Source organism: Enterococcus faecium, from assembly GCF_029023785.1.
Taxonomy (GTDB): domain Bacteria; phylum Bacillota; class Bacilli; order Lactobacillales; family Enterococcaceae; genus Enterococcus_B; species Enterococcus_B faecium.
Map to the genome: position 1 here is coordinate 1791401 of NZ_CP118955.1, position 26960 is coordinate 1818360.

26 protein-coding genes, 1 tRNA gene and 1 pseudogene are annotated in these 26960 nt (G+C 37.4%); 4 read left to right on the plus strand and 24 right to left on the minus strand.

The window, feature by feature from the left end; all coding sequences use genetic code 11:
- Nucleotides 1-16: 16 nt before the first annotated feature.
- From PYW34_RS08740 to map, 18 genes are all read right to left on the minus strand, one after another.
- Nucleotides 17-1057 (minus strand): glycosyltransferase family 2 protein, encoded by a 1041-nt coding sequence (locus tag PYW34_RS08740; protein ID WP_002295428.1) that lies wholly within the window; start codon nucleotides 1055-1057, stop codon nucleotides 17-19.
- Nucleotides 1058-1076: 19 nt separating this feature from the next.
- The gene (locus PYW34_RS08745) at nucleotides 1077-2468 is read right to left on the minus strand and encodes a sugar transferase (RefSeq protein ID WP_002295430.1); all 1392 of its coding nucleotides are present in this window, start codon (nucleotides 2466-2468) and stop codon (nucleotides 1077-1079) included.
- 293 nt (nucleotides 2469-2761) lie between these two features.
- On the minus strand, nucleotides 2762-4900 hold the full coding sequence (locus tag PYW34_RS08750; RefSeq protein ID WP_002294527.1) for a glycosyltransferase family 2 protein: 2139 nt from the start codon (nucleotides 4898-4900) through the stop codon (nucleotides 2762-2764).
- Nucleotides 4901-4938: 38 nt separating this feature from the next.
- Nucleotides 4939-6525 (minus strand): class I SAM-dependent methyltransferase, encoded by a 1587-nt coding sequence (locus PYW34_RS08755; protein ID WP_002294528.1) that lies wholly within the window; start codon nucleotides 6523-6525, stop codon nucleotides 4939-4941.
- Nucleotides 6515-7735 (minus strand): ABC transporter ATP-binding protein, encoded by a 1221-nt coding sequence (locus PYW34_RS08760; protein ID WP_002289079.1) that lies wholly within the window; start codon nucleotides 7733-7735, stop codon nucleotides 6515-6517. Before PYW34_RS08760 ends, PYW34_RS08755 begins: the two co-directional genes overlap by 11 nt.
- 11 nt (nucleotides 7736-7746) lie before the next feature.
- Nucleotides 7747-8553, minus strand: a complete 807-nt coding sequence (locus tag PYW34_RS08765) for an ABC transporter permease (protein WP_002289081.1) — start codon at nucleotides 8551-8553, stop codon at nucleotides 7747-7749.
- A 209-nt stretch (nucleotides 8554-8762) separates the two neighbouring features.
- The gene (locus tag PYW34_RS08770; RefSeq protein ID WP_002322625.1) at nucleotides 8763-10043 is read right to left on the minus strand and encodes an EpaQ family protein; all 1281 of its coding nucleotides are present in this window, start codon (nucleotides 10041-10043) and stop codon (nucleotides 8763-8765) included.
- A 43-nt stretch (nucleotides 10044-10086) separates the two neighbouring features.
- Nucleotides 10087-12120, minus strand: a complete 2034-nt coding sequence (locus tag PYW34_RS08775) for a DUF7657 domain-containing protein (protein WP_002294530.1) — start codon at nucleotides 12118-12120, stop codon at nucleotides 10087-10089.
- Nucleotides 12121-12153: 33 nt separating this feature from the next.
- Complete coding sequence (rfbD, locus tag PYW34_RS08780; protein WP_002294531.1) at nucleotides 12154-13005, minus strand: dTDP-4-dehydrorhamnose reductase; 852 nt, start codon at nucleotides 13003-13005, stop codon at nucleotides 12154-12156.
- Between the two features lie 97 nt (nucleotides 13006-13102).
- The gene (gene rfbB / locus PYW34_RS08785; RefSeq protein WP_002333319.1) at nucleotides 13103-14131 is read right to left on the minus strand and encodes a dTDP-glucose 4,6-dehydratase; all 1029 of its coding nucleotides are present in this window, start codon (nucleotides 14129-14131) and stop codon (nucleotides 13103-13105) included.
- 21 nt (nucleotides 14132-14152) lie between these two features.
- Nucleotides 14153-14725, minus strand: a complete 573-nt coding sequence (gene rfbC / locus PYW34_RS08790; RefSeq protein ID WP_002286442.1) for a dTDP-4-dehydrorhamnose 3,5-epimerase — start codon at nucleotides 14723-14725, stop codon at nucleotides 14153-14155.
- Between the two features lie 13 nt (nucleotides 14726-14738).
- The gene (gene rfbA / locus PYW34_RS08795; protein ID WP_002286449.1) at nucleotides 14739-15605 is read right to left on the minus strand and encodes a glucose-1-phosphate thymidylyltransferase RfbA; all 867 of its coding nucleotides are present in this window, start codon (nucleotides 15603-15605) and stop codon (nucleotides 14739-14741) included.
- Nucleotides 15606-15704: 99 nt separating this feature from the next.
- Nucleotides 15705-16412, minus strand: a complete 708-nt coding sequence (locus tag PYW34_RS08800; RefSeq protein ID WP_002286451.1) for a glycosyltransferase family 2 protein — start codon at nucleotides 16410-16412, stop codon at nucleotides 15705-15707.
- A 4-nt stretch (nucleotides 16413-16416) separates the two neighbouring features.
- Nucleotides 16417-17244 (minus strand): glycosyltransferase, encoded by an 828-nt coding sequence (locus PYW34_RS08805; RefSeq protein ID WP_002286453.1) that lies wholly within the window; start codon nucleotides 17242-17244, stop codon nucleotides 16417-16419.
- Nucleotides 17244-18044, minus strand: a complete 801-nt coding sequence (locus tag PYW34_RS08810) for a glycosyltransferase (protein WP_002286455.1) — start codon at nucleotides 18042-18044, stop codon at nucleotides 17244-17246. Before PYW34_RS08810 ends, PYW34_RS08805 begins: the two co-directional genes overlap by 1 nt.
- Entirely contained in the window at nucleotides 18037-19176 is a 1140-nt protein-coding gene (locus tag PYW34_RS08815; RefSeq protein ID WP_002286457.1) for an MraY family glycosyltransferase, read from the minus strand. The genes PYW34_RS08810 and PYW34_RS08815 overlap by 8 nt, the downstream gene beginning before the upstream one ends.
- Nucleotides 19177-19251: 75 nt before the next feature.
- Complete coding sequence (locus PYW34_RS08820; protein WP_002286461.1) at nucleotides 19252-20175, minus strand: YihY/virulence factor BrkB family protein; 924 nt, start codon at nucleotides 20173-20175, stop codon at nucleotides 19252-19254.
- Nucleotides 20176-20206: 31 nt separating this feature from the next.
- Nucleotides 20207-20971: a type I methionyl aminopeptidase gene (map, locus tag PYW34_RS08825; protein ID WP_002294533.1), complete on the minus strand. Its 765-nt coding sequence runs from the start codon at nucleotides 20969-20971 to the stop codon at nucleotides 20207-20209.
- 157 nt (nucleotides 20972-21128) lie between these two features.
- Here map and PYW34_RS08830 point away from each other — a divergent pair, with 157 nt between their 5' ends.
- The gene (locus PYW34_RS08830) at nucleotides 21129-21569 is read left to right on the plus strand and encodes a flavodoxin (RefSeq protein WP_002286465.1); all 441 of its coding nucleotides are present in this window, start codon (nucleotides 21129-21131) and stop codon (nucleotides 21567-21569) included.
- A gap of 177 nt (nucleotides 21570-21746) precedes the next feature.
- Here the strand turns inward: PYW34_RS08830 and PYW34_RS08835 are convergent, their stop codons facing one another.
- Nucleotides 21747-22316: a TetR/AcrR family transcriptional regulator gene (locus tag PYW34_RS08835; protein ID WP_002286467.1), complete on the minus strand. Its 570-nt coding sequence runs from the start codon at nucleotides 22314-22316 to the stop codon at nucleotides 21747-21749.
- Nucleotides 22317-22571: 255 nt separating this feature from the next.
- Here PYW34_RS08835 and PYW34_RS08840 point away from each other — a divergent pair, with 255 nt between their 5' ends.
- The gene (locus PYW34_RS08840) at nucleotides 22572-23804 is read left to right on the plus strand and encodes an aminopeptidase (RefSeq protein WP_002286469.1); all 1233 of its coding nucleotides are present in this window, start codon (nucleotides 22572-22574) and stop codon (nucleotides 23802-23804) included.
- Between the two features lie 382 nt (nucleotides 23805-24186).
- Nucleotides 24187-24300 (plus strand): annotated as a pseudogene (locus PYW34_RS08845) (tyrosine-type recombinase/integrase); the annotation flags it as partial.
- A gap of 45 nt (nucleotides 24301-24345) precedes the next feature.
- Here PYW34_RS08845 and PYW34_RS08850 read toward each other — a convergent pair.
- Nucleotides 24346-24419 (minus strand) — tRNA-Arg (locus PYW34_RS08850).
- Nucleotides 24420-24572: 153 nt separating this feature from the next.
- On the opposite strand from PYW34_RS08850, the gene PYW34_RS08855 reads away from it, so the two are divergent.
- Entirely contained in the window at nucleotides 24573-24737 is a 165-nt protein-coding gene (locus PYW34_RS08855) for a hypothetical protein (RefSeq protein ID WP_002286676.1), read from the plus strand.
- 70 nt (nucleotides 24738-24807) lie between these two features.
- On the opposite strand, the gene PYW34_RS08860 is transcribed toward PYW34_RS08855, so the two are convergent.
- The 4 genes from PYW34_RS08860 to PYW34_RS08875 all read right to left on the minus strand — a co-directional run bounded on the left by PYW34_RS08860 (nucleotide 24808) and on the right by PYW34_RS08875 (nucleotide 26959).
- A complete protein-coding gene (locus PYW34_RS08860; protein ID WP_002286589.1) occupies nucleotides 24808-25989 on the minus strand; it encodes a GNAT family N-acetyltransferase in 1182 nt (393 codons plus the stop codon).
- A 122-nt stretch (nucleotides 25990-26111) separates the two neighbouring features.
- A complete protein-coding gene (locus PYW34_RS08865) occupies nucleotides 26112-26525 on the minus strand; it encodes a DUF3284 domain-containing protein (RefSeq protein WP_002286592.1) in 414 nt (137 codons plus the stop codon).
- Nucleotides 26525-26707, minus strand: coding sequence for a DUF3188 domain-containing protein (locus PYW34_RS08870; protein WP_002286596.1), 183 nt, complete (start codon nucleotides 26705-26707; stop codon nucleotides 26525-26527). Before PYW34_RS08870 ends, PYW34_RS08865 begins: the two co-directional genes overlap by 1 nt.
- 30 nt (nucleotides 26708-26737) lie before the next feature.
- On the minus strand, nucleotides 26738-26959 hold the full coding sequence (locus PYW34_RS08875; RefSeq protein ID WP_002286598.1) for a hypothetical protein: 222 nt from the start codon (nucleotides 26957-26959) through the stop codon (nucleotides 26738-26740).
- Between the last annotated feature and the right edge of the window lies 1 nt (nucleotide 26960).

The window sequence follows — 26960 nt, forward strand, 5'->3', positions numbered from 1 at the left end:
CCTTATTCCGACTTTTTTAATAAACTCTCTTCAACAATGCCATGATGCTTGGCATTTTCACTTCCACAAAGCTGCCGGCTTTCACCGCAGATAATAATAGAGGAGCTGGCAAATTATACAGCCATTTTGTTACTTTTTTCGCGCTGGAATCAGTCAATGCAACCTTTTTAGCTTCTTGGATGGCTGGATCATTCAAGATATGCAAGGCTTCTTCTCTTTTTTCTTTGGCAGTTCGCTCAGAATTCTCATAAATAGAAAAAATGACAGAGGTTGTTCCTTTTAAAAGAAGAGAAGCCATACCTGGTTTGTCTTTATCCCTTGTCACGACATTTGCTAATTCATAAAATTCTTTAAAGGTTTCAAATTTATTCGGTTTATATTGGTTGGTTATCCCTTTTCCACCTTCAAAATGATAGATATACTCGATTCTTGGATTCAATATTACTTGCTGACAATGTTCATAATAGTTCAAATTGAAGATACGGTCTTCACAACTGCTGTAATTTTTGAATAGAATCTGTTTTTCCATCAAGATTTCCCTCTTGTAACATTTGTTCCAAACCACATACATCAACTGCTGATTCATCAGATGATACATATCATCCACGAACTGTTCATGATTTGTATATTGGTATTCTGGAACAAGATAGTCCTTTTCCGAAATGATTTCTTCCCCGCTTAGCGTGCGGAATGTAAAAGAACTGATAAGCAAATCTGCTTCAGGATACTGTTCAAACAACTGCTGATAGTCTGCCAAAATTTCTTTGACTGGCTCATCGTCTGCATCGAAAAATAATACATATTTCCCTGTAGCTTGCTTGATGCCTTCATTTCGAGCAAGTCCAGGGCCTTGGTTTTCGGTTGTAAAAAGTTGAAAATGACTATCTCCTTGGATAGCTGATTGAATCAGCTGTTCTGTTTTGTCCGTTGAACCGTCATTGACCAAAATCACTTCATATTCTTCGAATGCCAGATTTTTTAAAACTTCTATTGTATGAGCAATCGTGTCTTCTGCATTATAAATTGGAATAATTATACTAAATATCGGATGGCTCATTTCATTTCTTTCCTCCAGCCTAGCGATAAATTTTCTCTTGTGAAAAGTCGATTTCTGCTAATGAACTAATATTTTCATCTTCATCTAGTCCTTGAGATGACATCTTATCAAATAAGATTTTGATTGTTTGAAGTAAAATCTTCAAATCTAATAGTAATGAATATTTTTTGATATACAACAAATCAAAACGTAGTTTACTGTTATAATCTGATACATATTTTCCGTATACTTGTGCATATCCGGTAATTCCCGCACGTACATTGTGTCTTAAATAATAATAAGGATTTTCTTCATTGAACTGATCAACGAAAAATGGTCTTTCTGGCCTTGGACCGACAATCGACATATCGCCTTTCAATACATTAAAGATTTGAGGTAATTCGTCAAAACGTACAGCACGGATAAATTTACCTACTGGTGTCACACGTGCATCGTTACTTTTAGCCAAGACTGGTCCTGATTTTGCTTCAGCTGTCGCACTCATGGAACGGAATTTATAGATTGAAAATTCCTTTTGATTTTTCGTAATACGTACTTGTTTATAGATGATTGGTCCAGGTGAAGTTGTTTTTACCAAAATCGCTGTGATTAGCATAAAAGGTGAGGCGAGGATCAGTAAAATAAGCGAAACGATGATATCAAAGAGACGCTTGAATAGTTCGTATTCTGGTTGGATTCTGAACCCAGAAGCTTCAATGATGCTTTCATCTTCAAAATTCATAATATTCGGATTTATCATTGTCAGATTCTCAAAAGTCGTATTTAAAAATAATTTCTTCTCTTTTTTAGTCACTAATTGATAAATGTTGATTTTTTCATCTTCTGGGATTTTAGAAGCCAAATAGACGATATCCATATCATCGATCAATTTTTTTGTATTTTCGTAATAATTATCGATTGCCACTGCTTCAACCTTATGTTTATTGTTTTTCTTAGATTGAAAATTTTGGATAGCTGGTGCGACATCTTTCTCCAAACCTACGATAAGGACTTTCTTATCACGACTGACTCTTAAGTACAGTTTGTAAACGACTATCCGGTAAACACTAAGTAATATCGTACCTAGGATAAACGAGATCAAAATGACGCCACGCGGAAATGCAAACCATCGGCCAGCAAAAGTAACTACCATGATCCCCAATGCTATTAGTACTTGTCCAATAACAGTAATGAAGACAATATCACTGATCATTCGGTTATAGAATACATAAGCTCCTAACAAAATATTCAACGCAATAAAGATGATGGAAATAAAAATTGCTGAATGCTGAAAGGTCTCTAAGTTTCTCACTGGTACTTCTCCCTGGAATTTCAGCAAAAAACTAAGATAGATCGACACATTTAATACAAGTACATCCATAAGAATAATGAATATTCTGCGTGCCGCATTCCACTCCCCATTTTTATTCATATATACACTCCTAACCATAAAATAATGCCTCTATCATCTTACCATAGCAAAGTTTAAAAACCTAGTGAATAACCAAATTGTAAAGGAAATTAAAAGAAACGGGGAAAAGCGTCTATTGTCTGTTTATATGTGTATTTCTGCATAACAGAAAGTTGTCTCAGAAGTCCCATCACTTCCTTTATGCTGAACTAGTATTCTCCTGCTAATTCCTTATTCACAAGTTACAATATTCATATAATTAAATTAAAAGAACTGTATTTTCATTAATAAAAATGAAAATACAGTTCTTTTAATCAATCAGGTCTCAACGAAAAATCGCCGATTCCTTCTTTAGTTAGATTATCGTTATAAAATGGGTCATGAGCAATATAAGAAGGCCACTTATCTTGCATTTTTTTGATTTCCCCAGCAAAACGTCTTTGTTTTTCTGGTGTATCTTCATAACCTCTTGATTTAGATTCGAAATGGTACAATTCTGCTTGATGTGCATAGACATTGTAACGACCCAGTTCATAAACTTTCAAGCACAAGTCAACATCGTTGAATGCTACTTCTAATGTTTCATCAAATCCATTGACAGCATTGAAGTCAGCTGCCTTGACCATCATACAAGCTGCAGTGACTGCTAAGTAATTGACGTCAATGACCAATCGGCCAAAGTAACCACAATGTGTTCGATCATAGTTATTCAATGCATGTCCTGCAACGCCACCGATCCCTAATAATACACCTGCATGCTGCGTTGTATCATCCGGATAAAATAATTTTGCTCCTACACAGCCGATTCGATCAAACTGTGCATAAGAAACCATCGCTGTCATCCAGTCAGGTTCAATCACTTCTGTATCGTTATTCAAGAATAAAAAGTATTTGCCGTTAGCTTTTTCTGCTGCCAGATTGTTGATACGTGAATAATTGAATGGAATGTCAATTAATTCGACGATAAATCGGTCTTTCAGCTGATGCTTGTATTCTGCAAATAATTCTTGCATTTTAGGATCTGTACTTCCATTATCTGCAATAATGATTTCATAATTTGGATAAGACGTTTTTTCGATGATCGAATCCACACAAGTTTTTAGATCTTCATAGCCATTCTTAGTTGGAATGATCACACTGACCAAGTCTTCTTGCAAAACATCATAAGTGATTTCATAAAAACCAGAAATTCTCCCAGGATGTACGCTTCCCTTGATATTTCTTCTAGATAGAGCATCTGTCAATGCTTTCACTCCAGAATCATAGATGTAGCTTTTAGCTTCTCCATTGCTTGCAGTTGATCCCGGGATCGTCCGCCAGTGATACAAGACACGGTCAATGTGGTAAATGTGTTCTGCAGGAATTTGTTCTGTCACACGAAGAACCAAATCATAATCTTGAGAGCCTTCATATCCTTTACGGAAACCGCCAAGTTCCTTAACAATGCTTGTCCGATATACGCCTAAGTGAGAGATATAATTATTTCCCATCAATGTATCGGGAGACCAGTCTGCTTTGAAGTGCGGGTCAAAGCGATTCCCATCTGCATCGATTTTATCTTCGTCACTGTAGATCAAATCCAGTTCTGGATGTACGTTTAGCACTTTTGCCACTTCATATAATGCAAATGGGGGTAATTCGTCATCATTATCTAAGAGCGCTATAAACTCTCCTTCTGCCATTTCCAATGCAGAATTTGTTGCCAGACTGATGTGTCCATTTTCTTGTCGGAAAACGACTTTGATTCTATCATCTTTTGCTTGATAGGATTCCAGACACTTTCGGATAGCTGGATCAGTAGAAGCATCATCACTGATACATAGTTCCCAGTGATCATACGTTTGACCAAGTACCGAATCAATGCATTTTTCGAGCCATTTGATTTCAACGTTATAGACAGGCATAAGTATGGAAATCAATGGGCGGTAGGCAAATCCTTGTACTTCCTTCCTTTGCTCTTTCAGATCAGGTTTCTCATGACGACTGATCCACTCTGCATAGTCGATCGATCCTGGTTTCAATTCCAGTTTGACCCGGCGGATTGCTTTTTTTACGCCATGAGTCCTTGCATAATTTATCCCTTTTTTCAGTAATCTTTTTTTTCTTTCCCATGAAGATTCAATGCCGTCATCATAAGGATATTTACCGTTTAATTTCACAGCTATGCCATTTTGATGTCTTGCTGTTTGGAAGTCTAAGATTGCTTTTCCTCTCATTTTCCCTGATAAACGTACCTTAAAACCGCTTTGGGTCTTAACATCAAGATTATATAAATGATTGATATCCAATCTTACGACATGTGTTGCTTCAGCAATCACATTTTCTTTTTCTACCTTTATCGTAGGGATTTCTTTGGTCACTTCATCAATTGCCCAGCCCACAATAAGCAAATCGCCAGTGGCCCGTTCACGAGTGATTTGATCGATAAATACGGCAATTTCTTTTTTTTGCACGATTCGTTTACTCCTTATCTTTATAAGTTAATCATTATTTACATTTCAATGATCCATGATTGACCATTTTGAGCCACTGCTTCCACTAAGAATGAACGTTCCTTCTCGCAAAGGATCCGCAGTTCAAATCCTGCTTTTGCTCCTTCAGCTAGCTGTTTTGCTTGATTGACTTCTTCTCGTAAAACAGGAATTGCTTCAAAAAATGGTGATTGGTCGGCTGATAACTTATAGGACAATGGTTGGCGATCCGAATTAGCGATTCCCCACCCGATGATTTTCAATATCTTTGTTTCTGCATCCCAGATTTTTTCGTCAATACATAGAGAAAGCTCTTTTTCTTGGATTTTTTTCGATGTTTCTTTCTTACGTCGGCCTAATCTATGTTTGATTGTCCATTCATCACTTTCCAACAACGTGCAATAGCGATTTATGGTTGTTTTCAACGTCTGATCTAATCTTGTATTATTCTCAATAAGATGATGATTTTCTCTTTCTAATTCATCATTTTTCTCAGAAAGCTGCTTTGTAACTTCAGCCATTGGACGGATCGTTTCCAGCAATTCTTTCATTGTTGGTGTCAATTCTCCGATAAAACGATAGTGACAATGGATAGTCACTTCTTTCCCTGCAATATCCGTTAAAAAAAACTCTGGTAAATCTTTACCATCAAACAAATAACAATCATTTACTGTTTTGACTACAGCATTTGAATCGATAAATGTGAGTTTTTCTCCAGCAGCTTCTGCGCTGAATTCGATAAAGCTAGGTTGCTGCGCGAAGCGAAACACCATTCGTTCTGCTAATTCTGATACATGGAAACTTAGTGTCTCATTTTCCCCTGTGAAATTATTGAATGGTATTTGTTGAATTATTTCATCTTGTTTCGTTTGCTGGATTACTTCTAATACTTTCACATAATTAGAATTTTGTGGCTGCGCAATGGAACTTTGTGCTACTGGATGTTTCATCAATGAGAAGAAGTATTGGTAGACTTCGCCAAATGGTCGCATTTTGAAATCATAACGTACAGCTTCCGGCAATTCTTCATAAGTTGATTTTAATTCTGTATCACCTACAGCTAAGTACAAATAATCTTCAATATTGATGTATAATCCTGCTTTTTCAAAAACTTTTTGGAAGCCATCATGAGTATAAAAAGAATTATGGGTTTCATCTAGCAAACCATAAGAAGCCCATGGCAATTGATTATTGAACAAATCAATCATGACAGAATTATGCGCCAAGTTAGGGAATGTAATTAGAATTTCTCCTTCTTCATTCAAAAATTCTCTAACTTTCTTCAACGTTTTTCCAGGATCTACCAAATGTTCTAAAACATCGGCAAACAAAACGTAATCAAATGTTTGTCCAGCATAATAGTTTGCCCATTCAAAACTTTCGATATCTCCATAAAATCCATCTTGGGCAAACTCGCTGACAAAATCGAACAATTCCTTATCTAGCTCGACAATGCTCACTTCACATTGTTTTGCTCCGATCAAATGTTTCGTTAATCGGCCGTTTCCAGGACCAAACTCTAAAACTTTACTTCCTGGTTTGATCTGTGCGGCAATTTTTCCCACACTGCTTTGTTCATCTAGGTCCATTTCAAAATCATATTTCATTGCTATGAGTCCCTTCTTCCCATTTATGGTCTAAGACCACGATGCCTTCTCCGATATAAGAACCGCTGACAAACAAGTTCATGTATTTTGTCTTGTATACCAAAGGAACCGTTGCATTTTCTTCAAAGACCGCAACGTCAAAATAATATTCACCAGCTAACAAACCTAACTTTTCATACTCCAGATAAAAGATATTCTCACCTTTTTTCCAAGGGATCTTGATACCATCTAGTAGAGTATTGAGTCCGCACACATAAAAATTGTCGACTGTACGCAGAGCAATTCCTAAAACTGGATTTTTGATTGTATCGTCTTTTACTTCATAGGTTACTTTAACGTATAGTTTTTCTCCTTGTTCCAGCATATCCACTGGATTTTTATCTTTATCCAACAATTCGGCTTTCGTCACGTCTACGATATCTGGAGCTGCGAAGCGTTCTACTTGGTTTTTATTTCGATCTACTGTTTTAACTGATTTTTTCTTCAAAAAGTTTTCGTAATTCGTCGTTACTTCCATCGTATCACCATATTCGACAACTTCTCCATTTTTCAACCAATAGGAACGATCACAAAAACGGCGAATCGAACTAATATCATGAGAAACGAATAAAATCGTTTTTCCCGAGTTCTTAATTTCTGTAAATTTTTCCATACATTTCAGTTGGAATTCAAGATCTCCTACTGCCAATGCTTCATCCACAATCAAAATATCAGGATTCACATTGATCGCTACAGCAAAAGCTAGACGAACGAACATCCCACTTGAATAGGTTTTTACAGGTTGATAAATATGGTCGCCAATATCAGCAAATTCAATGATATCATCGACCATTTCATCGACTTCTTCTCTTGAAAATCCTAGAACCATTCCATTTAAATAGATATTTTCATAACCAGAATACTCAGGATTGAATCCTGAACCTAGTTCTAGCAAAGCTGAGATTTTTCCTTCGATTTCCATCGTGCCGGATGTTGGTGTCAGTACTCCCGTAATGATTTTCAACATTGTAGATTTTCCCGATCCGTTTTCTCCCACGAAACCGATCATCTCACCTTTTTTTATTTCTACATTCACGTTTTTCAACGCATAAAATACATCATGATAGGATTTCTTAAAAGGATTGAGGGCTTCACGAAATCGATCCGAAGGTTTTGCGTACATATTATAAGATTTTGTGATATCTTTTAGTCTAATTGCATATTCTGTCATAGCTATTCTCCTTACAGCACATCTGAAAAATGTGGTTTCAATCTACGGAACACTGCAGAGCCGATTACGAACATTACTAACGTGAAAACCCAGAAATACAAAGTATATGTTCCATGCTCCCAGAACCAAGCTTCACTTAAAAATGACTCACGATAACCTTGAACAACATAGTACAGCGGATTTAATTTCAATATGCTTACAAGACCTGAATCAAACTGATTAGGGCTCCATAATATCGGTAATGTCCACATGATCAACTGCAGCACGATCGTAATTAATTGCATGATATCAGGTAAAAATGGTTGGATCGATGCCGTCAGCCAAGTCAATCCTGTCAAGAAAGCACACATGCAAAATAAATAATAAATCAGCTGTAAAGACATTGCTGAAGGATATATACCATTTATAAGCGCGACAGCTATGCCAATCAGAATGAAGAATAAATGGGTGTACAGATTGGATAGGATTTTCGTCGTGGGCAAGATACGAATATTGAATACGACTTTCTTTACTAAATAAGTATATTCCCGAAAAACAACCGTAGTTGATGCAAATGCATCTGAGAAGAAGAACCAGGGAATCATCCCGGTAACTAAATATACGATAAATGGGTATTTTGCATCGATCATTTGTGCTTTCAGTCCAACACCAAATACCAGCCAATAAATCAATACAGTAAATAGCGGATTGATAAACGCCCATAAGATTCCTAAAAACGATCCTGCATATCTTGATTTGAAGTCATTGATCGAAAACTGTAGCAATAATTTTCTGTTCTGATAAATGTCCTTCATAAATAAATACAAATCTTTAAACATTTGTGTTCCTCCAAGCGATTTTCAGTGAATTACAGTCAAGTGCCATTTTACCATATTTTTGGTACCGAGCTGCGTTCTTATTTCTTTCTTAATTTTCTATGATACAAGATTTTCTCTAACGTTTCTATTTTACAGAAGATGCTAGACAATTGCAATAAACCAAAAAAGGCTGCGACGGTTGTCACAGCCTCTCTCGTATTTTGTGCCTATCAATGATAGCGTTGGATCCTGGAAGAATGAGCGCTATCTGGTTGTTCCTCATAAGATGTATCATCATAAGTCATATCGTCATATGCCTCTTCCATAACATAGAATTCCTCCGCAACTTCTGGTTCATCATATCGATGAACGGCCATAGCCAACAGGATATAAATAATCGGAACCCATGGGTATGAAGTCAATGTATCCTCCATAAATGACTGCATCATCACCGCAAAAAAGGCCCAGATAAAAGTCATCTGCCCGTTGGATAAATCTGCTTTCAACGTTAAGCGACCAATAAAAAGGATAAGCAGCAAAGCAGCAATCCCAAATCCTATCAATCCATAGATATTCAAAATAGAATTATAACTATTGTGGTTTCCTAAAAATTGGTTTCCTCGTTGGAAGATAAATGTTTTCATTCCTAGTAAAATTTGTTCAGATTTTTCTCCTAGCGTCTGATAGAATTTATGCCAAATATCTTCTCGACCGGTAAACAAATTGACTTTTTCAGAGACAGCCGCCAGATAAGAAATCGGCAAAGCTAAAAGAATCGTAACCGTGTAAGCAATAAATGGCGCACGAATGACACGCATCAACGATTTAGGTAAAAGATCCAATATCGCAAAAACAATCAACGCGACTAATGCACCTCTAGATTGGCAGACCCAAATCCCGAGAAAAGCTGCAACAACTGCTACTGCACCGATGATTCGTACATACCATCGTTCAAAAGAACTGGCAAATCCACTGATCAATAAAGCAAGAGTCATCAAAGAACTTCCGATTGTATTCGTATTGATCCAAATATCAGAAAGCGAATTGCCTGGAGCCCAGATGCTTTGTCCTTCTGGTACTTGGATCTCTGTAAATACACGATATAACGTGATTCCGAGGAAGACCGAAAAGACAATCAGATAAATACCGCGATCCCATTTTGTCCACTCGATCCATTTAATTACTAAACAAAATAAAATAATCAAAGGAAACAGTAAGTCTCCAAATAAAGACTCATTTCTTAATTCCCGAAAGTAAGAAAAGAAAATGAAAAGGGCAAGCGCAACACCTAGATAAAGAAAATCGACGCCTTTTGCTTTATAAACATTTAAAATGAGCAAAATAGCCACACTAAAAGCGATAAGTAATGAACTATTGTTATATATAAACAAAGTTGCTGGAAAACCTAACCCTGCTGTCCAAACAAAAAAGACTAGCGTCAGCAACAAAAGCAAGAAACCGACACTCATTTTGTTGACAAATTTTTGTACGATTGCTTGAATTATCTCCACTCTCCTTTCTACTAACATTTCAGGATTATTCTCAGCTAGCCTATTACTGTACGACTAGCTGATTTTCCTGAGTTTGTGTTTGTGGTACATCTGGATAATCCGGATATTCTACTTTAAAAATCATATAACCGTCTTTATCCGGTCCATATAGCTGCGTGAACTGCGCTTCATATAATTGGTTGTAATCAGTTAATGGTCGTTTACTGATCACATAGTCGATCCCTAATTTTTCTGCGTCTTCAAAATTCAACGTGACCGAAAACATATCTGGACGATCTAAAATGAACTTTGTATCTTCCTTAGCGATAAAAGCTCTTGTATGAGCATACCGATTATAATACTTCTCGTATTCTTCTTTCGGATCGATTTTCTTCCATGCAGCTATATCTGGATAAAAGCGTACTGTATTGAAGGATTTCACTCCCAATGTTGGGGTGAAGTTATATAATTCATCTTCAGACAACCAAACTTTACCAGGATCTTGTTGATCGATTTTTTGGATTTCTTTTGCCAGTGTTTTTTCAAAAATCGCTCCTGTACCTTCTACGACTGGATTGACGAAAAAGCCAGATACGATAACTAAGGCGGCAAAAGCGAGGTAAAACAAGCGTCTCCAGCCAAATAATGCAAAAGCTAAAATCACTGTTCCCAACACAGCAACTGCGATGGTTTCAAAATCCGAAAAATAATTATCCATTTTCGAATGCGTAATCGCATAGAAATAAGACCATGCATTTACTGCCAACAAAATGAATTTATACCAAATAGGAATAACATCTTCTCTCCAAATATAAGCGATAAACCAGATCGATAATAAACAAGCCGCAAAACTAAAAGTAAGGATGGCTCTTAATGGAGGAACATAAGACAGCAGAGTGATTTCTGCTAGCCATTTTGGCAACCCAACGGTAATCCAAAAGATAGAAAACAGACAAAAAATCATCAAAATACGTCCCAGTAACTTTTGTTCGCTATCTTTTTTGCCAAATAACACAAATGGACTTGCTAGGAATACAGTTGGAAAAAAGTGATAGAACAGGGCCACTTCAGAGTTATTCGAATAGTTGATATCTTCAAAAGGAATTTTCCAATTTGTAAGGAAAGAAAAAAATTCGCCAATCGTCCACTTTCCTCCAGTACTTACCCGTTTTCCTGGATATAAGGTATTCAAAGAAGCTAACAATGCGTCTTTTGACGTTAGCCAGAAATGAACCATGACTCCGCCAATAAATAAAACTGCCCCTCCAATCAACACTACATCCAACAGATCCCATGAAACTTTCTTGCTATAGTAAATAAGCAGGCCAACAAAATAAAAAATCAGCAAGTACGCCAGCATCACTTGATGGGCTGGGTAAATCACTAAAATAAACCCAATACCGAAAATAACCACCAAAAGCATCATCAACGTTCGTAGCCATTTTTTATCATGATTGTAGAAATAATGATAAAAAGCAGTCATCAGTCCCAAAGTAAAGAAAATCAAATCGCCCACATGTTGCATGAACCACCACTGGACTGCTGGAGAAAATATCAGCGCAAATGCACCGATTAGCGATAGAGCTTTTTTTCTCTTCGTTAATATCATCAGTACTTCGAATCCAAGCAAGACCATGACGACTAATTTCATCGCCCAATAAAAGGAAAGTCCTCGATCTCTTCCGAGGAAAAAGAATCCCCAGTTGAATGGTTTTCCGATAACCGTAATATCCTTTACAGGAGAATTATACGCAATGATCATGTTTTGTCCGTTTAATGAATAATCCTCGTTCACCAACGGAAAGTCCTCTTCAGCTTGTGAGAGGTAAAAAGGTGTCTGCACCAGCCATTCGTCTGACCGCACTTCCCGATTCTGTCCAAAAATCACATCAGTTTTTTTCCCATCGTCTCTTTGCGACACATATTTATCCCAAACACCAAGTGAACTTCCGTTTAAATTAAAAGTAACGATGACCACGATGACTAAAACGCCAATAAGATAGCGGAGTTTTAGAAACAGGTCAAGCACCAAATTCGAATCTGCCTGGTTCGCTTTTGGCTTTTCTTTTCGTCGTGCACTTCTTGTTTGTTTTTCCATATCATGCTCCAAATTCTATTTGATAAAAGGAAATTACTTATTCATTTTTTTGGCAGCTTCCAGCATTTGCGCAAGTGCTTCTTGCCAAGTTGGTATGACAAATCCTAACGCTTCTGTCTTTTTCAGGCTCATGACTGAATACTGCGGACGTGTTGCTTTTTGCGGAAATTCTTCTGACGTAACAGGTGCAACTTCTACATCTGTATCTTTCAATATTTCTTTTGCGAATTCATACCAAGAACAGCTATTTTCGTTCGACAAATGATAAATACCAAATGGTGCTTTTTCTTCGATGACATATACCATAAATTCTGCCAAAGTACGTGTCCAAGTTGGTCGCCCAAACTGGTCATTTACTACAGTCAGTTTGTCGCGGGTTTCCGCTAGGCGTTGCATCGTGAAGACGAAATTGTGTCCATAGATCCCGAAAACCCAAGAAGTTCGTATGATATAATAGTCTTCTAAAATCTCTTCTACTGCTTTTTCGCCTAATAATTTCGTACGACCATATTCATTTAGTGGATTCGTTTGGTCGTCTACTTCGTATTCTACATTTTTGTTTTTTCCATCGAAAACATAGTCTGTACTGATATAGACGAATTGAGCATTCACAGCTTTTGCTGCAAGTGCTACATTTCTTGTACCATCAACATTGATCTTCTCATCTAATTCTTTCGCTTCTTCTTCTGCTTTATCTACTGCTGTGTAAGCTGCACAATGGAAAATAACATCAGGTTTTAATTCTGTGATGTAAGCCATTGTTTTCTCGGCATCTGTGATATCCAAGTCTTTTGCATCTGTTGAAACATATGGCAGATTTTTTTCATCTAATAAATGGCGCAATTCTGTACCTAGTTGCCCATTTCCTCCAGTTAATAAAAACATATGATTATCCGCTCCTTGATTTTTATTTTAAAAAAGAGACAGGCGAGCGCCTGCCTCACATGTGTTTTTCCATTAATACAGTGACATTTTCTCTGTATTATTGTCCATTTTTGGCATATGCTGCTTCAACGGCCTCTTTTTCTTTTTTCCACCAGTCTTCATGTTCTTCGTACCATTTGATCGTGTCAGCCAACCCATCACGGAAGTTCGTAAACTCAGGCTTCCATCCTAACTCTTCCCGTAATTTTGTCGAATCGATTGCATAACGCAAGTCGTGTCCTGCACGGTCGTTTACATGGTCGTACGCATCTTTTGGTTGACCCATCATTTCTAAGATCAATTCCATCACGGTCTTATTATCTTCTTCACCGTCTGCACCGATCAGATAGGTTTCGCCAATTCTGCCTTTCGTCAAAATCAGCCACACTGCTGAAGAATGATCATTCGTATGGATCCAGTCACGAACATTCTTTCCTTCGCCATATAATTTTGGACGAATACCGCTTAAGATATTCGTTACTTGGCGAGGAATAAATTTTTCAATATGCTGATAAGGACCATAGTTGTTTGAACAGTTTGAAATGGTTGCACGTAAGCCAAAAGAACGCACCCATGCTTTTACTAACAGATCTGAACCAGCTTTTGTAGAAGAATATGGACTTGAAGGATTATATGGTGTTTCCGCAGTGAATTTTTCTCCTTCGCCTTCCCCATGTCCTGGCAGGTCTTCACGTAATGGAAGATCGCCGTAAACCTCGTCAGTAGATACGTGATGATAGCGTACATCATACTTGCGGCAAGCTTCTAAAAGTGTATACGTACCAATGATATTCGTTTGTACAAATGGGAAAGGATCTTTTAATGAATTATCGTTATGGGATTCTGCCGCGTAATGAACAACTGCGTCCGCTTCTTTTACTAGACGGTCCACTAATTCTGCATCTGCAACATCTCCTACGACCAATTCTACGCGATCGCTAGGAAGTCCAGCCAAGTTCTCTTTGTTTCCTGCATAAGTCAGTTTATCCAAAACAGTGGCATGCACTTCTGGATGATTGTTTACCACGTAATGAACGAAATTAGAGCCGATGAATCCGGCACCTCCGGTAACAATGATGTTTTTCATAAGAAAATTTCTCCTTAATTCTTAGATTTCTCCGTAAACAAATGGATTTTCTGCTTCAAATTCTTTTAATGTCGGATGACGGTGATCTTTTTCCGACATAATCGCTCTTGATGGATCAATTGGCCAATCAATCGCTAAATCTGGATCATCAAATGCGATGCCCCCATCTGCTTCTGCATTATAGTAATTATCACACTTATAAAGGAAGTTCACATTTGGTGTCAAAGTAACGAATCCATGGGCATATCCTTTAGGTACAAGCAACTGTCGATGATTATGTTCAGATAAGATAAATCCGTCCCATTGACCATAAGTCGGGCTACCTTTGCGGATATCCACTACTACATCTAAAACTGCTCCAGTGACTACCCGAATCAATTTTGTCTGTGCAGCTTCTCCTTTTTGGAAATGAAGCCCCCGAAGGACACCAGCTTCAGCTGATAGTGAATGGTTGTCTTGAACAAAGTCATATTTCAATCCATGTTCTGCAAATTTTGCTTTTGAATAACTTTCTGTGAAGAAACCGCGATGATCGCCAAAGACGTCCATTTCTACGATTTTGACATCTGTTAATTTTGTATCTGTTACTTTCATCTGTAAGGACTCCTTATTCAGCGGCCAAATTCAATAAATATTGACCGTATTGATTTTTTTTCAATGGCTGTGCAAGGGCCAGCAATTGTTCCTTATCGATGTAGCCCATACGGTAAGCAATTTCTTCCAAACAAGCCACTTTTAAGTTCTGACGTTTTTCAATTGTTTCGATAAAGGTAGATGCTTCAAGCAATGATTCATGTGTTCCTGTATCAAGCCAAGCAAATCCGCGTCCCATAAGTTCTACGGATAGTTTTCCTTTATCCAAATATGCTTTATTGACATCCGTAATCTCTAGTTCTCCACGTTCTGAAGGTTTGATACCTTTAGCGATAGAAATTACCTCATTGTCATAAAAATAAAGGCCAGTTACAGCGTAATTTGATTTTGGCTGAGCAGGCTTTTCTTCAATCGACAAAGCTTGCATATTCTCATCAAATTCTACTACACCAAAGCGTTCTGGATCATTGACATGATAGCCAAATACTGTCGCGCCTGTATCTTTTGAAGCTGCTCGTTGCAACATTTTAGACAGACCGCCACCATAGTAAATATTGTCCCCTAATACCAAGCAGACACTATCATCTCCAATAAATTCTTCTCCAATGATAAACGCTTGTGCCAATCCATCTGGACTTTCTTGTACTGCATATTCGATCTGCAGTCCTAAATCATTTCCGTTTCCAAATAATTCCTTGAAACGTGGTGTATCTTGTGGCGTTGAAATAATCAGAATTTCTTTGATTCCCGCCAACATCAGAGTAGACATTGGATAATAAATCATTGGTTTGTCATAAATCGGCATCAATTGTTTCGATGTTGCCTTTGTTAAAGGGTACAGACGTGTTCCGCTGCCCCCAGCAAGAATGATTCCCTTCATGGATATCTGCTCTCCTTTTTGATTTCAAATTTCACTTTGTTATTATCTCATCAATTGTTATATTTGTCATGGAAATATTAAGGATTTAAACATCTTTTATCAACGTTTAAACCATTTTCGTTTGATCAACGCCGTAATCAGATGAACACGCCAAGAAATTTTTTGCCGTAATTTAGAATGTGTTTCAATCTCACTCGCGTTTAAATCATGTCTTCGGTACAGAGTTAACGGTTCTCTTAGGAACCCAGTCTTCTTTCCTCCCAGCAAACCAATCCACATATCATGCATCGGCACTTCTGACGGGATCGGCAAAATATCGGGTTTTAAAGAAGACCGGAAAGCCATACCAGCACCAATATAGTGACTTCTTATCACATTATTAAGCCATCCTTCTTTGGAATTTCGAAACGAAAAATACGAATCATGGATCTCTTGCAGCTCGCTGTCCACAATGATTAAATCAGAAACTACTACTAGCTGATCCGGATTCTGCTCAAAATAGTCAGTGATCTTTTTCACTTTTGTCTCCAACCAAACATCATCTTGGTCTGCCAAAAAGATTAGATCTCCTTTCGTCTGCTGGATCGCATAACCAAAATTAGCGATCAATCCTTGACGAGGCCCCGAAAAAAGCTGGATTCGCTTATCTTTTTCTGCGTATTCAGTTAATATATCCCATGTATCATCTACTGACCCATCATCAGAAATGACTACTTCATCTTCTGCTGAAAGCTGAGATAAAATACTATCTAACTGCTCTCTTAAATATCTGCCTCCATTAAAGGTAGCTATACAAACCGAACGCACGAATTCACACCTTCCAATTCTTAACATATGAGCGCAAAGTCATCCGCCAGATATGCCGGTTTTTGACGGTCAAGAACTGTTTAGCTGTTCTTAACAATAATTGTCGTCGGTGACTGGATAAATGCCTTTGATCATATTCATGATAAAATCGATTTTCTGCTTGTAAAATAGAACGGTATCGATTACTTGAAACTTTTTCATAGTCTAAAACCGAAAGATCATGTTCCATTCGTACAGGAAGGATCTCCACAGTTTTTTCCAACTGATCCACTTTCCAAAACAGCCAATGATCCAAAAAATCTAAAGAAAAAGCAGGATTAAACCCGCCAATCTTTTTTAGAAATTTGACAGACCAGGCAACACCTGAATTGATTGCCATGATTCGTTCAGCTGTTGGGCCTTCAACTTCTACTGCTTGAGCTGTACGATTGATATAACGATCTGAATATAGGGGAGAAACTTGTCGGCTCCCAGAAAAAATCATCGGAACTGCAGCAACACATTCATCTGTAAAGGTTACTTTACGCAATAGTTCAAAATAATCGTCGACTAGCCTCGTATCCTGATCCAGAGTGACGAGACAACGTGTTCCTTCATCTGCTTGAGACAACGCAAAATTATAAGCCACCGCTAAACCAGGATTTTGCGGATCATGATGATAAACGATATTTTCTTTTTCAAACAGCTCATTTTGCTGCCTTTGAGGACTATTATCGTAAATAATAAGCTGAATTTGCTTTTCGCTAAGTGCTTTGCTTAATGGTCCATAAGCTGGAGATTGACTGAATAGTTGCTGATAAAGCACAACGACTACTAATATTTCTGGTTTCATCAGAAAAAACGCCACCCCCACTTATTGAAAAATTTCATCATAGAAGTCAAAAACACGCGAAACAGTTTTGCATTTCGATGCGCACCCTTCCCGTAAAAATGGATAACTGCATAAAAGGGTGTGTACAATAACTTGTAACCTGCTTTTTCAAAACTCAAACACAAGTCGTTGTCTTCAAAGTACATGAAGAAACGCTCATCAAACCCCTTTATCTCTTTAAATTTATCAATATCAGCTACCATAAAACTACCTGAGATCATCCGTACATAACTATTAGCATCAGTAGGCAATCCTCGGCATTCAAACACAGCCAGTCGTTTGTCAAACTTTTTTTTGACCCATTTGAAAGGCACAAAGCGCAAAACGTAATCAAAAACAGCCAGCTGCTCACGGATGAGGTGCTGAGTTGTTCCATCTTCATTAAGAATCTTAGGTGCTAACATCGCACATTCCGGATGTTCTTTCAATAACAAGACCAATGCTGTAACTGTCTCTTCATCCACTAAAATATCTGGGTTACAAATAATGCCATAGCGAGAATCGCTAGCTATCAGATTGTGATTATGTCCATAACCAAATCCGGAATTTTCATCATGAAAATAGATATCGATGTAGGGATATTTCCTATACTCTGTTAGTCTTTTTTTGTACTCGGGAAGTGAATTGTTGTCAAAAATTCGGATTTTTACTGCTGTTTCATCTTTTACAGTTGAAATAAAATTATCTAGTGTCCGAAAAATTTTATCACTGTTTGCCGTCACAATACTAATAAGGATCGGCTGGTTTAATTTGTTATTCATCTATATGACGGTTCCATTTCTTCAAATATTTCTGTTTTACTTGCGTACGGTACTCTTTATTCCCTAAAAATCGCAATGTTTTTAAAATAAACTGATGTTTCTCATTGATCAGACCAATCAATTCAAATAATAAAATTGCAGCAAACAACATGGCAATAATCAATATGATCGTTCCGATTCTTCCAGTATAATTCATGACCATAGCTGTGAAAGAAAACATCAAAGCCATCGCATAAATCGTCAGGACAGCACCTTTATGAGTAAAGCCTAAACTGATTAGTCGGTGATGAAGATGTTTTTTATCTGCTGTAGAAAAAGAAACACGGTTTGCTTTTCTCCTAATGATAGCAAAAAACGTGTCTGTTACCGGCACTCCCATGACGATCAGCAAAGAAATCGATGAAACAAAAGTCACGTTCTTCAGCCCTTGTAGTGAAAGGACGGCCATCATAAACCCTAGGAATAGAGCTCCTGTATCGCCTAAATAAATCTTTGCCGGATAAAAATTGTAAGGAAAAAAACCGATAATACTTGCTACAAGACAGAAAATAACAACTGGAATATACACTGTAGAAGCATGGAGGAAAAAATATCCAATGATTCCTATCGTAATTAAACCGATCAATGAAATCCCTGCCGCCAGCCCATCCAAACCGTCAATCAGATTGACCGCATTCGTGATACCGAAGATCCAAAAAATCGTTACGGGAAAACTAAGCCAGCCTAGTTGGATATATCCAATAAAAGGAAGCGTGAAGGAATCAATACGTATATCTGCTACAAAATAAATAATAAGAGAAGCAATCAAGATCCCTATACTTTTTTGTTTAGGTGTCAGCTCATATTTATCATCGAGCACTCCTGTGACTATGATTACTAAAGAAGCAATCAAGATCGGTACAATATACGATTGAGGGATAATTTTACGGAATAAGAATAAAGTCGATATAACAAATGAAATAAAGATAGGCAGTCCGCCCGCTGAAGGCATTGGAACTTTATTTATTCTTCTTTCATTTGGTTTGTCGACCATACCTGTTTGTACTGAAATGATTTTGAATACAGGTGTTAATATCAGTGATAATAAAATTGTCAGAAAAAATCTTATAACCATACTAAAAGAAACAAGCATATGGGCACCTACTTTAATTAAGAGTCATAATTATTATAAATTACTGATATAAATTTACAATAAGAACTCTTGTTTCTACTTTTTTTTATGAGAAAATTTAGTTTTCAATTTATTGAACCATTTTCGGCTTGGATCTCGACGTTTTTTGATTTGATGACCCGTCACGTATTCTTGAACAACTGCATTGATGATTCCGCCCAAAATGATGATCGTAGCAGCAAAATTAAGCCAAAGCATGAGTACAATAAAACTTCCTATGATCTGATAACCGCTGATCCTCGTTGCAAAATACCTAGCATAGATACTAAACACTTGTGATAACAGCATCCAGCCGACAGTAGCGAAGATCGTGCCCGGAATGATCGTCTTCAACTTCAACTGAGCATTAGGGACAATTAAATAAATCAAGAACATGATGACAAATAAAGCTACCAATGTGATTGGCCACTTCAAAGTTTGGAACTGATCGATAAAGTTCACGGGTATTTGTACGATTGGCTGAATAGCATCCAAAATCAGCTGTCCCAACCCAAGAACGATAGTTACCCCACTAATAGCAATCATGAACAAGACAATGACAATTAGTGAGAAGAAACGGACGATCAAAAAATTTTTTCTATTTTCTACGCCATACGCTTTATTCATCGCAATTTGCAAAGCATTGATACTTTGACTTGCAGACCATAAAGCCGCTAATGCAGAAACGGATAACAAGCCTCCTGAACTTTGTGTCAAAAGGTCTTTGATTGCAGGACCGATAAACTGGTAAACGGTCTCAGGAATCACTTCTCGTAAATAGGTCAGTACAGTCTCTTGATCGATGTGGAGAAACGGTAAAATATTACCAAAAGCAATAATCAATGGAAATAAAGACAAGAGTAAATAATAAGCAACGACGACAGAGGTCGTACTCATTTCTGAATCAGTGATGCGCTTTTGAGTCGTCTCAATAAAGCGCATCAGATTTTCATTTTGTTTTATTTTGTTCCAAACTTTCATGTACCTCTCCCGTACCTATTGACTGGATAGATCAATAAGTGCCTTCTTCTCCTTGTGATGTCAAAATTCTTGGACCATCTTTAGTAATAGCCAATGTATGTTCATATTGGCAAGAAAGTCCGCCGTCTCTTGTATACGCAGTCCAGCCGTTAGGATCCATTTTCATTTTCCAAGTTCCGGTATTAACCATAGGTTCGATCGTGATAACCATGCCTTCTTTCAACCGCAACCCTTTTCCAGCTTCTCCGTAATGAGGAACTGCTGGTTCTTCATGAATCGTAGGACCAACGCCATGACCAATAAAATCACGAACGATCGCTAGATTTTCGCCTTCTACATAAGTTTGGATAGCATGACCGATGTCACCAATCCGATTCCCTACTTGTGCTTGCTCAATACCGATGTACAAAGCTTTCTTCGTTACTTCCATCAATCGGTCGATCTCAGGTGTAGATTCTCCAACTACATAGGCCCAACAAGAATCAGAAATGCCGCCTTTCAAATCGATACACATATCGACTTTTACCAAATCACCGTTTTTCAAAGGCTTTTTACGAGGGAATCCATGACAAATTTCATCATTTATACTGATACAAGTCGCATATTCATACCCTTCAAAGCCAATTTGCGCAGCAATTCCGCCATGACTCTCGATATAGTTTCTGACAAATACCTCAATATCCCAACTTGTGATTCCTGGTTTTATAAAATCACGCAGATTTTTATGTACATCTGCTAATAAAGCTCCAGATTCTGCCATCATTTCAATTTCACGTGCTGATTTTAAAGTAATCATATTTTCGTCTCCTTTTTACAAATCCCTCTCATTTTAACATAGCGGCATACATTTAGCCAAATGACATTCCCCAGGTGTCTCTAGGTTTTATTTTCTTTTCAATGATGTTTTGGTATAATTCATAATTGTTAAATAATTATAAACGAGGAGGCACATCATGGCTTTAGCAAAAATCGTATATGCTAGCATGACAGGAAACACTGAAGAAATCGCCGATATTGTTGCAGAAGCATTTGAAAATCTGGATATCGAAGTCGAAATCAACGAATGTACCCAAGTAGATGCAGATGAATTCGAGGAGGCAGATATTTGCGTAGTAGCTACTTATACATACGATGATGGCGATCTGCCTGATGAGATCGTAGACTTTTATGAAGACTTGCAAGAATTGGATCTATTGGGAAAAATTTACGGTGTCTGCGGATCTGGTGATACTTTTTACGATGAATTCTGCAAATCGGTGGATGATTTCGATGCTGCTTTTGCAAAAACAGGCGCATCAAAAGGAGCCGAAAATGTTAAAGTGGATCTGAATGCTGAAGAAGAAGATATCGAAAATTTAGAAGCTTTCGCTAAAGAACTAGTCGCAAAAATTTAATATACTTGCAATAAAAGAGCCATCCAGATTTATTCAATCTGGATGGCTCTTTTATTCATTGCATTCATGGAAGAGTTCTTCGGGAGTTAAAAATGCATACGCTGTAAGAAAAACGAACTTTTCCTTATTTTGACACATCTCTTGTTACCTACTGATTTGTGGAACTTTTGAGTATATTCAATCGATTTCGATTGGTTCTTTGAATTTCAAGATAGCATCTATACTGTCTTGGATCATCTTTTCAATCTGTTCATCAGTTGGATGGATGATGCTTGAAGACATCAAAGCTGCGATCCCAGTAGCTATGATCCATGTCCCATTATACAAAGATTCGATCTGCTCTTCTGAAAGATTCACATAAGCTGGATCGCGTTTCACTGTATTCACAAAGTAAGTATAAGAGAAATTCTGCATCTCTTTTCCTCCACCATATTCTTCTAAGTACAGTGAACGATACAACTTCTTCTCTCTTCTTGCAAAATGGATATAATTAAAAGCAAGATCGATAATCGTATTCCCTGTATGCTCAACAGTGAACACTTCATATTGTAAATGATCATAGATCTGCTCAAAAAGAGCTTGTCTCAAGTCATCCATATTTTTAAACTCAAGATAAATCGGTTGCGTGGAACAATTCATTTTGTTCGCGATGTTTCTCGCAGTAAATCGTGTAAATCCATCGGTGGCAGCTACTTCATAAGCAGCTGCCAAAATCTGTTCTCTAGTAATCGTCTTTTTTCTTGCCATATTTTTTTAATCTCCTTAATTTTTTTATAACGCTTCCACCATTGATTAATTTCATTGTAACATGTTTTTTTTGATATGCAAAATTAGTTTTTGATTTTCTTCACAAGCTGAAATAGCAAGTAGTAACATATATCATGAAACTTAACCTTAAAAAAATAACCTCCTTTTTTTATTTAAAGCCTCATTGTTTGAATCATAATTAAATGGTATCATGCTAATAGTTACCAGAAAAAATGGTGAGGAGGAATTTTTATTATGTTATCTGATTTTAATGAACTTCTAAAAAAATATGCACGCTTAATTGCAGAAACTGGCGTAGCCACAGAAAAAGGACACACAGTTGTTTTACAGATCAGCGTGGAACAGGCACCCCTTGCTCGATTGATCACACAAGAAGCTTATAAACTAGGAGCCGCTGAGGTTATCGTTCAATGGACTGACGACCAGATCCAAAGAGAATTTCTTTTACATGCTGCAACGGATCGTATTGAGAATGTACCACAATCTAAAATCGATCAAGCGGATGAATGGCTTGAAAAAGGAGCAAGCAGGATCAGCGTTGTTTCTGCCGATCCCGATGCATTTGCTGGTGTAGATAGCCATCGAGTAGCGTCTTATCAATCAGCGAATGGCAAAGCACTAATGAATTTACGCAAGGCAACTCAAGCAAATAAAGTCAGTTGGACTGTCGTGGCTGCGGCTGGTAAACAATGGGCAGCAAAAGTCTTCCCAGAACTGCCAGAAGAAAAACAAGTTGAGGCATTATGGGATCAGATTTTCAAAACGACTCGTGTCTATGAAGAAGACCCTGTCTTAGCATGGAAGAAGCATGATGAAAAATTAGCAAAAAAAGCAGAAGAATTGAATCGAGAACAATTTTCTGCCCTTCACTATACTGCTCCCGGTACAGATATCATTATCGGATTGCCTAAAAACCATCTTTGGGAAGGCGCTGGAAGCTATAATGCTCGTGGAGAAAAATTCATGGCAAATATGCCGACGGAAGAAGTGTTCACAGCACCTGACAGTCATCGAGTAGATGGTTACATTTCAAGTACAAAGCCACTGAGTTATGCTGGCACCATCATCTCGGGTATGAAATTTACTTTTAAAGATGGAAAAGTTGTTGATTTTTCTGCCGAACAAGGAGAAGATGTCTTAGCAAAACTGCTTGATACAGATGAAGGTGCGCGTCGTTTAGGAGAAGTCGCACTTGTACCTGACCCTTCACCTATTTCTCAATCTGGCATCATCTTTTTCAATACATTATTTGATGAAAACGCATCGAATCACTTAGCACTAGGTTCTGCTTATGCCTTCAGTGTGAAAGGCGGTACAGAAATGTCCGATGAAGAATTAGCAGAAGCTGGATTGAATAGAAGTCAAACCCACGTAGATTTCATGGTAGGATCTGACAAGATGGATATCGACGGAATCCGTGAAGATGGCTCTACAGTACCGATTTTCCGAAATGGCGATTGGGCTTGAGTATACTTTCGCACACATGCAAAAAATAATATAAAGCATAGAATAAAGGATCTAAGCTATTGGCTTAGATCCTTTATTTCGCTAAACAACCCCACCGTTTTTTTATATGGTACTTTGAAAAGGAAAGTTGTAAGTATTAACCCATCAGCTATTACTAAAAATAATAAAAAGTCATCTTCAGTTCATTCCCATTGGCTTTACGTAAAGCTTCAAGTTATACCGCTAGAGTTAAGAACGATATATCTTTCGTTGGATAGGACTGGTATAAGCCAATCGAAATCGTTTAATTCGAATCTATTGAAGTATGAAAATCAACTACACCGTCGACCTAGTAAGTTTTTCTTTAGTAATCAATTTTTCCCTATTTTCTCTTCGACTGTTTATTGATGGACTAAGACATACGCATGCATCTATTTTACTTTATCAAGGAGTAAATATACTTAGCGTATCGAAACGTTTAGGACATAGCAGTTTAGAAACTACAATGTCTACTTATACAAAATAACCCCCTGTACCGCAAAGGATACAGGGGTTATTTGTACGTTCCTGACTGGAATTGAACCAGCGACCTATCGCTTAGGAGGCGATTGCTCTATCCTACTGAGCTACAGGAACAATTTCAATAAATCAATTGTAGCTTGTTTGTTTTTTACTTGCAAGCTTATCTGCTAAAAAAATCAGCTTATAAGTTAGGCAAAACGTTTCCACTAGTCCTTAACAGATGATAAACTAGAGGTAGAATGAAATAATGTAGGGAGGTTCTTTCCAATGAATGATAAGCCAAAAGAAAAAGTATACGCAGAACGCTTAGATTCATCTAAAAAAAATCGGGAAAAGATTACGAAAGAAGCAATCCAAGACCACAAAAAAGAAAACCCTAAAACAAAAGAAAACAAAAAATTCAAATTTACGAAAAAAGAGGATTTACTTTAACATTTTCCTTCAAATGCCAAATGAAAAACAAAAGGGTGGTGACAAAAATATTGTCATCACCCGTTTTTTATCAAAAATAGTCATTAAGAATTGGCTGTTGCTGTGGCAAGATTGAGCTTAACGTTTCTTCATATTCTTTTGTCACCTGTATTCTTTCTTGGAATACCAACTCTTCCACTTTACGATACCCTAATAATAGCTGCGTGATATGTTGGATACTTCCTCGAACGATTGGGAGTTTTGTTTGTTCTACTTTTGAGAGATGATTTTTTCCATTTTCGATTGTTACTTCCACGATTCCTTCATTCCATTTCGCATAATGATCTTCTTCTATTTGTAGGGCAAATGCAGCTTGTCTCTTTTTAAATGGATAATTTTCCAAAAACAAAGAAATATCTACGATCCTCGCCATCATATAAGGTGTGATCATTACAGAAGCAAATGGATTTTCTAATAGATAATTTTGATCATTACCGCCGTAGCCGCATGAATATTCAAATGTTTCAAAAGCACCATTGTGAGAACTTACGAAGCGAACAAGGCTGCAAAAAGCATCATGATCCAAAAATCCCCACTCCGCAATAATAAAGGAAGACGTTGCAAGCTGATAAACGATATATCCCGTTGCTTCCTCATTATCATCAAAATGCAAAGCAAACTGGTAATTGCCTTTTTGCTTGAATTTATACGTATACCACCAGTCTTCGCGCTTCAGACCAGCTCGTTGGTTTTCCGGCATCTGTTCATAAATTCTTCTGATTGCAGCTTTTGCATCTTCAAAATCCATACGCTTTATTTTTCCAGATTTTTTTTTGATAAACGGCACATCACGACTGTTTAGTTGATAACTGATTTTATCAAATGATTGTTCATAGCCATAGCGCCGATAGAAGGGATAGGAGAATGGCGCCAGATAAGATAAGCTTACTTTACGATCACGGCAATCTTCAAGGATCTTTTCCATGATCTGATTGATCCCGCCTTGTCCCCTTGCTTCTGGATAAGAAGCAACATAGCCAATGCCGGCCATTAGGTACTCTTGTCCGTAAAAATTCACTGGAAAAGGGGTCGCCATGACTTGACTTGTTAGCCGATCCTCCTCATCAAAAAATCCGTAATTCCAAGAATTCTCCGCAAGTGTACGAAAACGTTCTCGCCTTTCAGGTGTATCTGCCCCATTAAATGCATAAGTGGCTAAATCAAACATTTCCTCAATCGAAGATACACCTAGCTCTCTTACTTTGTTTGTCATTTTGCTGCCCCTTCCTACAAAAAAGCTAGTGAGGATTCGCAGGAAAGATCTATCTTCCTATGAAAAATTCCTTCTAGCTTACTTCATTTTTCAATAACTAAATAGTACCATGTTTCATTGATTTAATACGTTGCTTCGATCATATCTAGCATTTTTTTGAAACGTCTCCGTTTAAAATACATCAAGATTGTTCCTAAAAGCATATCATTCAACTTTTGAAGCATGCCATAAGACTCCATTTTTTCTGTGTAATGAACCTCACAGGTCGAATCGTCCAATGGTTTGATTTGATAATGAACGACGAATTCATTCTTCGTTGTCGATGTACGAAACTTATAAGACTGGTTTTCAATGACTTCTTCGATTTTTATGCGAGCCCGGTTATTTTGCGAGAATTGTTTGACGTACTCCAAATTTTTCAGCTGTTTTCTAGTTACTGATTTGCCGGTCGCTTTACGTACATCGAAAAGGACAGAGTCCATAACTTTATCGTAAAAAAACGATGCTGGAATATTTAATTTTTTCGTGATTTCCATTAGTTATTTTTCTCCTTTGCTTCTTCTCTTTTTTTCCCCTTCATGAAGAAATAGATTCCTAATCCTGTTAGAAAAAGACCTGTGACCATACTATACAAATCATACCTTTGCGAATGTGGATTCAAACTATACAACACGATCAAAGAACCAATACTACATAAAAATAAACCGTTTTTTATCATCTCAACCATCCTATCTTTTTAAACCATTTTCTAAACAGCTGTTGATTGAAAATAAAGGACTGTTCCCCAAGGCTGTGCTTTGATTAGTTCCTTTGCTTTTTTAGCCGCAACTTCCGGATCTTCTGCACTTGTTTCAAAGAACAGCTTGATTCCTTGTTTTTCTTTAAATGTAAAAGTCATTCCTTCTTCATTGTATCCTTCTAACAATTCTTTGATTTCATCTTGTTGCATTGCACTGGCAATTGTAATCATT

Bases quoted from the DNA above. Each gene is read 5' to 3' on its own strand.
- PYW34_RS08740 (WP_002295428.1), bottom strand. From the start codon at position 1,057: ATGAGCCATCCGATATTTAGTATAATTATTCCAATTTATAATGCAGAA.
- PYW34_RS08745 (WP_002295430.1), bottom strand. From the start codon at position 2,468: ATGAATAAAAATGGGGAGTGGAATGCGGCACGCAGAATATTCATTATT.
- PYW34_RS08755 (WP_002294528.1), bottom strand. From the start codon at position 6,525: ATGAAATATGATTTTGAAATGGACCTAGATGAACAAAGCAGTGTGGGA.
- PYW34_RS08760 (WP_002289079.1), bottom strand. From the start codon at position 7,735: ATGACAGAATATGCAATTAGACTAAAAGATATCACAAAATCTTATAAT.
- PYW34_RS08765 (WP_002289081.1), bottom strand. From the start codon at position 8,553: ATGTTTAAAGATTTGTATTTATTTATGAAGGACATTTATCAGAACAGA.
- PYW34_RS08775 (WP_002294530.1), bottom strand. From the start codon at position 12,120: ATGGAAAAACAAACAAGAAGTGCACGACGAAAAGAAAAGCCAAAAGCG.
- rfbD (WP_002294531.1), bottom strand. From the start codon at position 13,005: ATGTTTTTATTAACTGGAGGAAATGGGCAACTAGGTACAGAATTGCGC.
- rfbB (WP_002333319.1), bottom strand. From the start codon at position 14,131: ATGAAAAACATCATTGTTACCGGAGGTGCCGGATTCATCGGCTCTAAT.
- rfbC (WP_002286442.1), bottom strand. From the start codon at position 14,725: ATGAAAGTAACAGATACAAAATTAACAGATGTCAAAATCGTAGAAATG.
- rfbA (WP_002286449.1), bottom strand. From the start codon at position 15,605: ATGAAGGGAATCATTCTTGCTGGGGGCAGCGGAACACGTCTGTACCCT.
- PYW34_RS08805 (WP_002286453.1), bottom strand. From the start codon at position 17,244: ATGAAACCAGAAATATTAGTAGTCGTTGTGCTTTATCAGCAACTATTC.
- PYW34_RS08810 (WP_002286455.1), bottom strand. From the start codon at position 18,044: ATGAATAACAAATTAAACCAGCCGATCCTTATTAGTATTGTGACGGCA.
- PYW34_RS08815 (WP_002286457.1), bottom strand. From the start codon at position 19,176: ATGCTTGTTTCTTTTAGTATGGTTATAAGATTTTTTCTGACAATTTTA.
- PYW34_RS08820 (WP_002286461.1), bottom strand. From the start codon at position 20,175: ATGAAAGTTTGGAACAAAATAAAACAAAATGAAAATCTGATGCGCTTT.
- map (WP_002294533.1), bottom strand. From the start codon at position 20,971: ATGATTACTTTAAAATCAGCACGTGAAATTGAAATGATGGCAGAATCT.
- PYW34_RS08830 (WP_002286465.1), top strand. From the start codon at position 21,129: ATGGCTTTAGCAAAAATCGTATATGCTAGCATGACAGGAAACACTGAA.
- PYW34_RS08835 (WP_002286467.1), bottom strand. From the start codon at position 22,316: ATGGCAAGAAAAAAGACGATTACTAGAGAACAGATTTTGGCAGCTGCT.
- PYW34_RS08840 (WP_002286469.1), top strand. From the start codon at position 22,572: ATGTTATCTGATTTTAATGAACTTCTAAAAAAATATGCACGCTTAATT.
- PYW34_RS08855 (WP_002286676.1), top strand. From the start codon at position 24,573: ATGAATGATAAGCCAAAAGAAAAAGTATACGCAGAACGCTTAGATTCA.
- PYW34_RS08860 (WP_002286589.1), bottom strand. From the start codon at position 25,989: ATGACAAACAAAGTAAGAGAGCTAGGTGTATCTTCGATTGAGGAAATG.
- PYW34_RS08865 (WP_002286592.1), bottom strand. From the start codon at position 26,525: ATGGAAATCACGAAAAAATTAAATATTCCAGCATCGTTTTTTTACGAT.
- PYW34_RS08870 (WP_002286596.1), bottom strand. From the start codon at position 26,707: ATGATAAAAAACGGTTTATTTTTATGTAGTATTGGTTCTTTGATCGTG.
- PYW34_RS08875 (WP_002286598.1), bottom strand. From the start codon at position 26,959: ATGATTACAATTGCCAGTGCAATGCAACAAGATGAAATCAAAGAATTG.